This window comes from Actinomadura logoneensis (assembly GCF_003428695.1).
GTDB classification, from domain to species: Bacteria; Actinomycetota; Actinomycetes; order Streptosporangiales; family Streptosporangiaceae; genus Spirillospora; species Spirillospora logoneensis.
The window spans coordinates 1-10,509 of sequence record NZ_QURH01000238.1 but is presented as its reverse complement, the minus strand read 5'-3'; the positions used below and the strand labels follow the sequence as shown (position 1 = coordinate 10,509).

Genomic DNA, 10,509 nt, shown 5'->3' with positions numbered 1-10,509 from the left:
GCGCCCGGTCGCTCGGCGCGCTCGTGCCGCTCCCGCCGCCCTCGCCCGCCGCCGACCGCGACGAGCCGTCCGGGCCGGGGGCCGACGAACCGCTCGCCAGCGCGTTCGTCTGCCCGTCCGGGCCCCGGAAGGTGTAGACGCCGGGCGTCGACCGGCTGGCCAGCAGGTAGGTGATGCCGACCAGCGCCGTCCCGCAGACCAGGAACAGCGCCCCGTACAGCAGCGTGAGGCGGAGGCGGACGGTGCGGCCGGCCAGGACGGTCCGCAGGAGACGGGGAAGGCGCACGGACGGGCCCCTCAGATCCGGTAGCCGGACTTGGCGACCGTGGCGATGACCTGCGGTTCGCCGAGCTTGGCGCGGAGCCGGCTGACGGTGACCTTCACGGTCTTGGTGAACGGGTCGGCGCTCTCGTCCCAGACGCGCTCCAGCAGTTCCTCGGCCGAGACGGCGCGGCCGTCGGCGGCGAGCAGCACCTCCAGCACGCCGAACTCCTTCGGCGCGAGGTCGAGCCGCCGGCCGCCGCGCACCGCGCTCCGGCGCGCGGTGTCCACGACGATGTCGCGGTGCCGCAGCACCGGCGGGGCCACCGGGTGCGCCCGGCGGGCGAGCGCGCCGATCCGCGCGACCAGCACCGGGAAGTCGAACGGCTTGGGCAGGTAGTCGTCGGCGCCGATGCCGAGGCCGTCCACCAGGTCCTCCGTGGTCGCGGCGGCGGTCAGCATCAGCACCCGGCTGCGGCTCCCGGCCAGGATCAGCCGCGCGCACACCTCGTCGCCGTGCAGGCCGGGCAGGTCCCGGTCCAGCACGACCACGTCGTAGTCGTTGACGAGCGCGCGCTCCAGTCCTGACGGGCCGTCGAACGCCACGTCCACGGCCATGGTCGCGCGGCGCAGGCCGACGGCGACCGCCTGCGCCAGCTCCTCGTCGTCCTCGATCACCAGGACCCGCACGTGCGCTCCTCCCGACGGAACAGTCCCCGTGAGCCACCGCTCCCGGCGCGCCATCCCGGATGCGCGGGACGCGCGGCCGACCACGGCTCCATCATGCCCCCGCCCCCGGTTTCAGGGAGGTCTCAGCCTCCGCGGCCCCGGCCCCCTATGTCAGCCGTCGACCTCCTCCCCGGGCAGGGGGGCGGCGGTACGTTTACGTGCTCGGAATCGAAAACGGGGCGCACCGTCCATCCCGGGACGGCGACAGAGAACTGTCGTGGTGGACAATTCGCGGAGCGTGCAGGGCTTCCAGGGAAACACATATGGACACTTGCGCGAAGGGCGGTCGTTGGTTGATACCTCTCCGAAACCACCCGCTCGGTAGAACTCCATGTCAGATGTGCGCTGACAGAAGGAGCAGATCATGCAACCACGCATCGGGCGCCGCGCGCCCGCGACCGTCCTGCTGGCCACCGGCCTGGCATTGCTCACCCTGGTGGCGAGCGGGTGCGGGTCGTCCGACGACGGAGGCAAGAAGGGCGTGGCCGCGGTGGACGGCACCGGCGCCCCCCAGGGCAGCGGAGGCGGAGGCGGAGGTGGGGGCGGTGGCAAGGCCCCGAGCGACCAGCAGGTCTACGACGGGCTGCTCAAGTACGCCAAGTGCATGCGCTCGCACGGGATCAGCAGGTTCCCCGACCCGGTCCTCGGCAAGGGACTGCAGGTCAACGGCAACGACGTGGGGTCCGACACGGCGACCTACAAGTCCGCCGACGCCGCCTGCAAGTCCCTGATGCCGGCCGGAGGCGCCGGCGACAACCCACCCAGGGACCGTGCCGTGGCCCTGAAGCACGCGCAGTGCATGCGCGCCCACGGCGTGGTCAAGTACCCCGACCCGAATCCCAACGGCGGCGTGAACCTCGACGGGGACAAGATCGGAATGACCCCGGGCAACCCCGTCTTCCAGGCCGCCGAGAAGGCGTGCCGGCAGTTCCTGGGCGCCACCGGGCAGGCGGGCGGCTGACCGTCCGCCTGCCCGGCCGGAGAACCGGTCGTCGGCGCGCCCCGGCGGCGTCCGGGGAAGGTGTCACGCCTTTCAGGGACGCCGTTTCTGAAAAGGGGCCGGTGACGATACCCGGCCGAAACTCGGCCCCCGACAGGATCGAATCAGAAACGCCGACGAATGCGAGGGGGAACAATGGAGGGATCCGGCCGATGAATGCCGCACCGACCGCGCTGGAAAGCGAACCGGAGACCCGATCGCCGCGCACCGCCGCGGCGATCCGGAGGCGGCGCCGGCGGATCGTGACGACCGTCGTGGTCGTCACGGTCGTCACGGTCGTCGTGGGTGGCGCGGGGTACTACATGGCCGAGGACGGCGGCGGCCGGAGCAAGCCCCCGACGACCGTCCCCACGGGCACGGCGACCGTCACCCGCGGGACCCTGACCGCCCGCACCTCGGTGAGCGGGACGCTGACCTACGCGGGCGGCTACCAGGCCGTCAACCAGGCGTCCGGCGTCATCACCGGACTGCCCCGGCTCGGCCAGGTCGTCCGGCAGGGGCAGGTGCTCTACCGGGTCAACGGCCGGCCGGTCGTGTTCCTCAAGGGCCTCGATACGCCCATGTACCGGGACCTGAGGAAGGGCATGTCCGGGCCGGACGTGCGGGAGCTCAACGCGGCGCTGGCCGCCTCCGGACACGACGTCCACGGCACCCTCTCGTCGGATTCCGACACCTACACGGAGGCGACCGCCGCCGCCGTCAAGAGCCTCCAGGACGCCCTCGACGTGAAGCAGACCGGCAGGCTCGGCAAGGGCGACGTCGTGTTCATCGGCGTCACCAGGATCAGGGTCACCGCGCTGCAGGCCCGGCTGGGCGGCCCGGCCCAGCCGGGCGGGGTGGTCCTCACGGGCAGCTCCACCCGGCGGCAGGTGAACGTCGACGTCGACGCGTCCCTGCAGGAACGGCTGAAGGAGGGCCAGAAGGTCGTGATCACGCTGCCCAGCGGTGCGGACGTCAAGGGCTCGGTGTCGTCGGTCGGCACCGTGGTGAAGAAGGGCCAGGGCGGCCGGTCCACCGTCTCGGTCGCCATCACGCCCGCCGACTCCAAGGCGACGGGCGGCCTCGACCGGGCCCCCGTCGGAGTGTCGATCACCACCGAGAGCGTGGAGGGCGCCCTGATGGTCCCGGTCAACGCGCTGCTGGCGCTGCTCGGCGGCGGCTACGGCATCGAGGTCGTGGACGCGGACGGCTCGCACCACCTGGTGCCGGTCACCCTCGGACTGTTCGACGACACCGCCGGAAACGTCCAGATCACCGGCAAGGGCGTCGTCCCCGGGCAGAAGGTCGTGGTGCCGACCTCATGAGCGCCGACGACATGACCGCTGACGACGTGACCGCGGCGCGGGCCGACGACACGCGCCCCGAGCAGACCCTGCCCTACGGAACCGGGCCTTTCGGCTCCACGGCCGAGGACGCCTGTAAGGCCCCAGTGGCGGCCGGGCTCGAAGCCGAGCCGGTGCTGGAGCTGGAGTCGGTGAGCAAGCTCTACCCCGGCGAGCCGCCGGTGCCCGCGCTGCGCGGGGTCGGCTTCACCATCCGCCGCGGGGAGCTCGTCGCGATCGTCGGGCCGTCCGGCTCGGGGAAGTCCACCCTGCTGAACATCATCGGGACGCTCGACCGTCCCACCACCGGCATCGTCCGGATCGCCGGCGCGGAGGTCGAGCGGATGGGCGACAGGGAACTGTCGCGGCTGCGGGCGGGCACGATCGGCTTCGTCTTCCAGCAGTTCTTCCTCGCCGACCACACCACCGCGCTGGAGAACGTCGCCGACGGCCTGCTCTACGCGGGGGTGCCGAGGGCGCTGCGCCGCCGGGCCGCCGCCGACGCCCTCGAGCGGGTCGGGCTGGCGCACCGCGCCGGGCACATCCCGTCCAGGCTGTCGGGCGGCGAGCGGCAGCGGGTGGCGATCGCCCGCGCCCTGGTCGGCCGCCCGGCGATCGTGCTGGCCGACGAGCCCACCGGCAACCTCGACAGCCGCAACGGCGCCGCCATCTTCGCCCTGATCAGGGACCTCAACGCCGAAGGGGCCACCATCGTCGTCATCACCCACGACCGGGACCTGGCCGCCCGGCTGCCCCGCCGGATCGAGGTGCTCGACGGCCGGGTCGTCGCCGACGTCCGGCAGGACGACCCGGCACCGCCACCGGCCCCATCTGCTCCGCCGGCCCCGGCCTGCCCGCCTCAGGTCGATCCGTCCACCCGTCCGGACGCGTCCGCCGCGCCGGCCTCCGCGGAAGGACGCGCCCGGTGACCACCGCCTCCTTCCCCACCGGACGGCTCCCGTTCGCCGACCTGCTGCGGGTCTCCAGCGTCGGCCTGCGCACCCGGCGGCTGCGCGCCGCGCTGTCGGCGCTCGGCATCGCGATCGGCGTCGCGTCCATCGTGGCCGTGCTCGGGCTGTCCGCATCGTCCCAGGCCGGGCTGCTCGCCGAGATCGACCGGCTCGGCACCAACATGCTGACCGTCAGCGCCGGCAAGGACCTGTCCGGCGCCGCCGCGGAGCTGCCCCTGACCGCCCCCGGCATGATCTCCCGGATCGGCCCGGTGGAACAGGTGCAGAGCACCGGCGCGGTCGAGGCGAAGGTGTACCGGAGCCCGCTCGTCCCGGACGTCAACACCAACGCGCTCACCGTCCAGGCGACCAGCCTGCGGCTGCCGGAGATCGTCCGCACCGGCGTGCTGAGGGGCCGCTTCCTCAACGCCGCCACCGCCAACGAGCCGGCGGCCGTGCTCGGCTACGTTGCCGCGCAGCGGCTGGGCATGGACCGGGTGTGGCTCGGCCGGCGCGTCTGGCTCGGCGGGCGGTGGTTCTCCGTCGTCGGGATCCTCGGCCCCGCGGCGCTCGCGCCGGAGATCGACGGCTCGGTCCTGGTCGGCTACCCCGCGGCCATGCGGTACCTGGGCTTCGACGGGCATCCGTCCACCATCTACGTGCGCTCCACCACCGACCAGGTCGAGAACGTCCACGCGGTGCTGGCCGCGACCGCCGACCCCGAGCACCCCGGCCAGGTCACGGTGAGCAACCCGTCGGACGCGCTGGTGGTGCGCGCCGCCGCACGGTCCGCGCTGAACGGGCTGTTCCTCGGGCTCGGCGCGGTCGCCCTGCTGGTCGGCGGGGTCGGGGTCGCCAACACGATGGTCGTCTCGGTGCTGGAGCGCCGCTCGGAGATCGGGCTGCGGCGGGCGCTCGGGGCCACTCGCGGCCACATCCGCGTCCAGTTCCTGGCCGAGGCGGTCCTGCTCGCCGGGCTGGGCGGCGCGGTCGGCGTCGCCGCCGGCGTGCTCGCCACCACGGCCTACGCCGCGACCAGGCACTGGGCGGTGGTGGTGCCGCCCGAGGCGTGGGCGGGCGGTGTCGGGGCGGCGGTGGCGATCGGCGTGGTCGCCGGGCTCGTCCCCGCGCTGCGCGCCGCCCGGATGCAGCCGACCGAGGCCCTGCGGACCGTCTGACCGCCGGAAGGGAGGGACGCGCCGATCAGTGGGATCGACGGAATCCGTCTGAGCCTGACGTTCGCGCGCGCTGCGATATGCCGAAAGGCCCTGGTTCTGACGGATGGGCTGGATATCGTCCCGCCATGTCAACTGAACAGTGGCGGGACCAGCTCACCCACGCCTTCGAGGTCCTGCTGGGCCGCCCCCTGGGCGACTTCGACCAGGACGCCGACTACGCCGCGTACTTCGGCGGCAACCTCATCGACGAACTCGACTTCATGCGGGACGCCGCCTGGACGTCCCCGGCCGCCCTGCGCGGCGACGAGCCGGTCGTCTGGGAGAGCCCGGTCTTCGACCTGGACGAGCCGGTGCCGACGTTCGACGCGAGCCGGTCGGTGTTCGAGTTCGGCAAGGACGGCCTGCCGCCGGAGTTCGAGGCGGACCTCGCCTCGGCGGCGTTCGCCGGCCGTCTCGTGCTGGGCGCCGACCTGGCCGACCTGCTGGACGCGCACGACCTGGCCGGTGCGGACCTGGAGGGCACCTGGACCGTCTGCCGCCCGCGGCTCGTCTCCGACGGCACGCTGTACGACGCGATGCGGGCCGCGACCTCGCTCGGCGCCGGGCCCGAGAGCCTCCTCCCCTTCGAGGCGGAACCCGCCGCGGAATGGCAGGAGGCGCTGGCCGGTCTGGAACCGCCTGGACTGGCCGCCCACCTGGGGTTCTTCTGCACCGACGGCGACGAGGGCCTGGCGTACCTGGGAGCCGACCCGCGCGTCCAGGACCGGTTCACGCCGGAGGGCGGCACCGTCATCGCCCACTGGGAGGAGGGCCAGGACCAGGTCGAGTTGACCGTCGTCCGCCTGCCCGGCCGCGCGTCGGGACCGCGCCCGACGCCGTAGTCGGGGGCGCGGCACGGCCGGGACGCCGGCCCCATCCGGAGCACCCGCGCATCACCCGCCTCTGACCTGGGTAGATTCCTGGTCGGCGGCGGGTGACACGGGGGGACGGACGGCATGGCCACGTGTGAGGTCTGCGGCAACGACTACGCCATGAGCTTCGAGGTGCACGCGCAGGGCGCGGTGCACGTCTTCGACTCGTTCGAATGCGCGATCACCCGGATGGCGCCGATCTGCGAGCAGTGCGGCTGCCGCGTCGTCGGCCACGGGGTGGCCGTCGACCAGAAGTGGTACTGCTCGGCGCACTGCGCCCGCGCCGCCGAACCGGAACGCGGCGCCCAGGCCCGGGACAACGTCCCGGCAGGCGTCTGACCCACCCGCGTCCGCAGGTGTCTGACCCACCTGGGTCCGTCGGCGTCTGACGCGCCCGGGTCCGCCGCGTTTGACCGCCCTTTCCCGGCCCCGCGACGAGGTGAACCGCCGCGCGGGCCGGGACGTCCCATGACACGGAAGCATGCTGCCTTCACGCGACCGGGGCGAGGGAGCGGCGGATGCGCGGATCCTGGGTGGCGCTGCCCGCCGTGGCCGTCGCGGTCGCGGCCGTCCTGGGGGCGGGCTACGAGGCCGGGACGACCGGGGGCACGACGCGCTGGGTCTGGGGCGGCGCCGCGTCGGTGGGCGCGGCGGCACTGGTGCTGTGGTGGCTGCTGGTCCCCGCGACACGGTGGCTGTCGGGTGAGCGGCGCCCGCTGACCCGGGCGGAACGGGCCGCGCTGACCGTCCCGCAGCGGCTCGAGGCGGTCAACCAGGCGCGGTCGGCGCTGATGCAGTCGGTCACCGGCCTCGTCGTCATCGTCGGCGTGGTGTTCACCGCGGCCGGGCTGGTCTACACCTCCAAGACGCTGGACGTCTCGCGCCAGGGCCAGGACACCGACCGCTACGCCAAGGCGGTCGAGGAGCTCGGCTCGGAGAAGGTCGAGGTCAGGCTGGGCGGCATCTACGCCCTGCAGAGGCTCGCCGACGACTCGGCACGGGACCGCGCCACGATCGTCCGGGTGCTGGCCGCCTACGCCCGCACCCACGCCCAGGACCCGGCCGCCGGAACGGACCGGACCCGGCTCGCCATCGACACCGACGCCGCCCTCACGGTCGGTTCGGGGCTCGCGTCGAAGGGCGGTTCAGGCTACTTCGACCTGACCGCGATCGACCTCCACCACCGGGCTCTGACGTTCCACGCGCTCGCCTTCACCCAGTTGGCCGGGGCGAACCTGGCCGACGCCGACCTGGCGGGCGCGGACCTGTCCGGGGCGCTCATGAACAACGCGAACCTGACGCGCGCGGCGCTGACCGGCGCTCACCTCGGCGGCGCGTACCTGGGGAGTGCGAACCTGACCGGCGCCTACCTGGCCGAGGCGGACCTGAGCCGCGCGTTCCTGCCCGGCGCCAAGCTGACGGACGCGTTTCTGACCAGGGCGAACCTGAACGGCGCACGGTTGAAGGACGCCGACCTGCGAAGGACCGACCTCACCGGCGCCGACCTGCGCGGAGCCGATCTGACGCTCGAGGACGCTGTGCGGCGCGGCGCGAGGGTGGACCGCTGAGCGGACCGGGGAAGCCGGGCCGCGGACGGTTCAGGAGGTCAGGGCGCGGCTGGGGAGGCCGGGGTCGCGGCCGTCCTCCAGGTAGACGGCGCGCTGCTCGGCCATGCCGAGCAGCGCGGGGCCCATGCGGCGGGCGATGTGGGCGGGCGCGAACTCGGGCACCTTCTCCGGCTCGACCATGCCGAGCAGCGCGGGGCCCATGCGGCGGGCGATGTGGGCGGGCGCGAACTCGGGCACCTTCTCCGGCTCGACCAGCATGTGGGCGGACAGCTCGTCCGGGGGAAGGGTGATCCCGGCGATCTCCGCGTCCGAGATGCGCCCGGCGAACACGAAGATGTTGACCGCGTCCACGCCGTCACCGCGCGGCGGTCCCCAGTCGACGCAGACCAGTCCGGAGAGGCGCGGCGTCAGCCCGAGCTCCTCGCGGCACTCGCGCACGCACGCCGCCAGCGGCGACTCGCCCTCCTCGATCACGCCGCCGGGCAGGAACCAGCCGTCCTTGTAGGTGGGTTTCACCAGGACGATCCGGCCGAGGTCGTCGACGAGCAGCGCCGCGGCGGCGCCGCGGGTGCGGGGGAGCGAGGCGATGTAGGCGAGATCGGGCATGCTCCGAGCGTAGAGGGGCGCACCCCGCTGGTGGCGGGGCGCGCGGGGCCCGGAACCGGTGGACGGTCCGCGCCGCCGTTGATCCGTTCGGGGCGGTGCGAGGCGGCTGCCGAAAGCACCCCGACCGCGATCGACAACGCTCGACATGGCTCGACATGTTCACGGTCAGGACGCCGAGCAGCGGTAGACCCTTCTCCTCACGGCGCCGCCGGCCCGCCCGGTTTGAGCCGACGGGCACGGCCCGGTAGGGGTGAGGCGCTTTTAACACGGTGGTGACAAGAGGGACGCGGACGCGAAACGGTCCCTGCTGAAGATCGGTTCATGAACGGTGGCCGAGAGGGTTCACTTCGCGCGGTGGTCGTCGGGCATGGCCCGTCCGGGCACCGGCTGGTGGGGGCGCTGAGGGCGGGCGACACGGCCGAGGCGTGCCGGGTGACCGTCCTGGGGGAGGAGCCGCGGGCGGCCTACGACCGGGTGGCGCTGACCTCCCATCTGACCGAGGGCGCCGACTTCACACTCACCCCGCACGACGCGTCCGTATCGGCCCCGTTCGTGTCGCCGGTGCGTTGCCGCGATCTGCCCGGCGCCTTCGTCTACCGGACGACTGGCGATCTCGCCGCGCTCGGCGCCCACTGTACGAACCTTACTTGGTCAAGGCGAGCGGCGATGAGCGCCATCATCAGCAGCAAACCCCTCAGCCTCCAACCCGCTTGCGCCCTCCCAGACCTCGACGTCGGCACCCAGGTCTTGGAAGGCGCGTCCTGGCTGATGCCGCGCCAGTTGGACGAAGGCGGTGGCGCGGAGCTGCGTCGCCACATGGAGGCGCTGGGGATGGCCGTCCACGCGGGTGCTCCGGTGGACCGTCTGGAGGCGGGGGAGGACGGCGCGGGCGTGTTCGAGACCGAGCGTGATCAGATCGGGCCGGTCGCGGTGGCCGGTCCGGAGCTGGAGGTGGCCGTCCGATGACCTTGGTGCGGGAGGGAACGCGGACGCGAGTGAGGGCGCGGGAGGCCGTCCGGCCGGGGGTGGGCGGTTGGCGCGGGATGTGCCGGATCGACGAGCCGGTCCCGGAGCGCGGGGTGGCGGCGCTGGTCGCGGGCGTGCAGGTGGCGCCGTTCCGGACGTCCGGCGGGGGCCTGCACGCGGTGGACGATCTGGATCCGTTCGCGGGGGTGCCCGGTGAGCGGTGAGGAGGGGCCGCTGGCCGGTTTCGCGGTGGGGGTGACGGCGGCGCGCCGGCGGGAGGAGCTGGCCATGCTGCTGGAGCGGCGGGGCGCGCGGGTGGTGCACGCTCCGGCGATCCGGCTGGCGCCGCTCGCGGACGACGTGGAGCTGCTGGCGGCGACGCGGGCGTGCCTGGAGCGTCCGCTGGACCACGCGGTCGCCACGACGGGCATCGGGTTCCGGAGGTGGCTGGAGGCGGCGGACGGGTGGGGGCTGCGGGAGCCGCTGGTGTCCCAGCTGGCCGCAGCGGGGGTGGTGGCGCGCGGGCCGAAGGCGGTGGGCGCGCTGCGGTCGGCGGGGCTGCGGGAGCGGTGGTCGCCGGAGTCGGAGTCGTGCGCCGAGGTCCTGGCCGAGCTGCTGGAGCGGGACCTGGCGGGCACGCGGATCGCGGTGCAGCTGTACGGGGAGCGGCTGGACGAGCTGACGGGTCCGCTGCGGGCGGCCGGGGCGGAGGTGATCGAGGTCCCGGTGTACCGCTGGACGGGGGCGGAGGATCCGACGCCGCTGCGGCGGCTGGTGGGGCAGGTGGTGGCGGGGACGGTGGACGCGATCACGTTCACCAGCGCTCCGGCGGTAGCGGCGACGCTGGCGGTCGCGGCGCGGGACGGGCTGGAGGAGCCGCTGCTGGAGGCGTTGCGCGACGGTGTGGTGGCGGCGTGCGTGGGTCCGGTGACGGCGCGGGCGCTGACCGGGCGTGGGGTGCCGACGGTGCAGCCGGAGCGGGCCCGGCTCGGGGCGCTGGTGCGGGCGCTGGCGGCCG

The 10,509-nt window shown here is 74.0% G+C and carries 12 protein-coding genes and 1 pseudogene; 10 read left to right on the top strand and 3 right to left on the bottom strand.

What is annotated here, in order from left to right:
* Both DZF91_RS39785 and DZF91_RS14040 read right to left on the bottom strand, forming a co-directional pair.
* A pseudogene (locus DZF91_RS39785) lies at nt 1–286 on the bottom strand (hypothetical protein); the annotation flags it as partial.
* A gap of 11 nt (nt 287–297) precedes the next feature.
* Nucleotides 298–951 (bottom strand): response regulator transcription factor, encoded by a 654-nt coding sequence (locus tag DZF91_RS14040; protein WP_117357916.1) that lies wholly within the window; start codon nt 949–951, stop codon nt 298–300.
* A gap of 403 nt (nt 952–1,354) precedes the next feature.
* On the opposite strand from DZF91_RS14040, the gene DZF91_RS14035 reads away from it, so the two are divergent.
* The 7 genes from DZF91_RS14035 to DZF91_RS14005 all read left to right on the top strand — a co-directional run bounded on the left by DZF91_RS14035 (nt 1,355) and on the right by DZF91_RS14005 (nt 7,919).
* Complete coding sequence (locus tag DZF91_RS14035) at nt 1,355–1,951, top strand: hypothetical protein (RefSeq protein ID WP_117357915.1); 597 nt, start codon at nt 1,355–1,357, stop codon at nt 1,949–1,951.
* Between the two features lie 191 nt (nt 1,952–2,142).
* A complete protein-coding gene (locus DZF91_RS14030; protein ID WP_117357914.1) occupies nt 2,143–3,294 on the top strand; it encodes an HlyD family efflux transporter periplasmic adaptor subunit in 1,152 nt (383 codons plus the stop codon).
* An 11-nt stretch (nt 3,295–3,305) separates the two neighbouring features.
* Nucleotides 3,306–4,241: an ABC transporter ATP-binding protein gene (locus DZF91_RS14025; RefSeq protein ID WP_199486625.1), complete on the top strand. Its 936-nt coding sequence runs from the start codon at nt 3,306–3,308 to the stop codon at nt 4,239–4,241.
* Nucleotides 4,238–5,440 (top strand): ABC transporter permease, encoded by a 1,203-nt coding sequence (locus DZF91_RS14020; protein WP_199486624.1) that lies wholly within the window; start codon nt 4,238–4,240, stop codon nt 5,438–5,440. The genes DZF91_RS14025 and DZF91_RS14020 overlap by 4 nt, the downstream gene beginning before the upstream one ends.
* Nucleotides 5,441–5,565: 125 nt before the next feature.
* Nucleotides 5,566–6,321: a hypothetical protein gene (locus tag DZF91_RS14015; RefSeq protein WP_117357911.1), complete on the top strand. Its 756-nt coding sequence runs from the start codon at nt 5,566–5,568 to the stop codon at nt 6,319–6,321.
* A gap of 114 nt (nt 6,322–6,435) precedes the next feature.
* A complete protein-coding gene (locus tag DZF91_RS14010; protein WP_117357910.1) occupies nt 6,436–6,690 on the top strand; it encodes a hypothetical protein in 255 nt (84 codons plus the stop codon).
* 179 nt (nt 6,691–6,869) lie between these two features.
* A complete protein-coding gene (locus DZF91_RS14005) occupies nt 6,870–7,919 on the top strand; it encodes a pentapeptide repeat-containing protein (protein WP_117357909.1) in 1,050 nt (349 codons plus the stop codon).
* Nucleotides 7,920–7,949: 30 nt separating this feature from the next.
* Here the strand turns inward: DZF91_RS14005 and DZF91_RS14000 are convergent, their stop codons facing one another.
* Nucleotides 7,950–8,525 carry an NUDIX domain-containing protein gene (locus DZF91_RS14000; protein WP_117357908.1) on the bottom strand — a complete coding sequence of 192 codons (576 nt, stop codon included), beginning with the start codon at nt 8,523–8,525 and terminating at the stop codon, nt 7,950–7,952.
* Between the two features lie 354 nt (nt 8,526–8,879).
* Between DZF91_RS14000 and DZF91_RS13995 the strand changes: the two genes are divergently transcribed.
* The 3 genes from DZF91_RS13995 to DZF91_RS13985 all read left to right on the top strand — a co-directional run.
* Nucleotides 8,880–9,491, top strand: a complete 612-nt coding sequence (locus DZF91_RS13995; RefSeq protein ID WP_235834275.1) for an NAD-binding protein — start codon at nt 8,880–8,882, stop codon at nt 9,489–9,491.
* Entirely contained in the window at nt 9,488–9,715 is a 228-nt protein-coding gene (locus DZF91_RS42005) for a nitrite reductase (NAD(P)H) small subunit (protein WP_235834274.1), read from the top strand. The genes DZF91_RS13995 and DZF91_RS42005 overlap by 4 nt, the downstream gene beginning before the upstream one ends.
* On the top strand, nt 9,705–10,509 hold an 805-nt coding region (locus DZF91_RS13985), incomplete at its 3' end, for a uroporphyrinogen-III synthase (protein ID WP_235834273.1). The genes DZF91_RS42005 and DZF91_RS13985, both read left to right, overlap by 11 nt.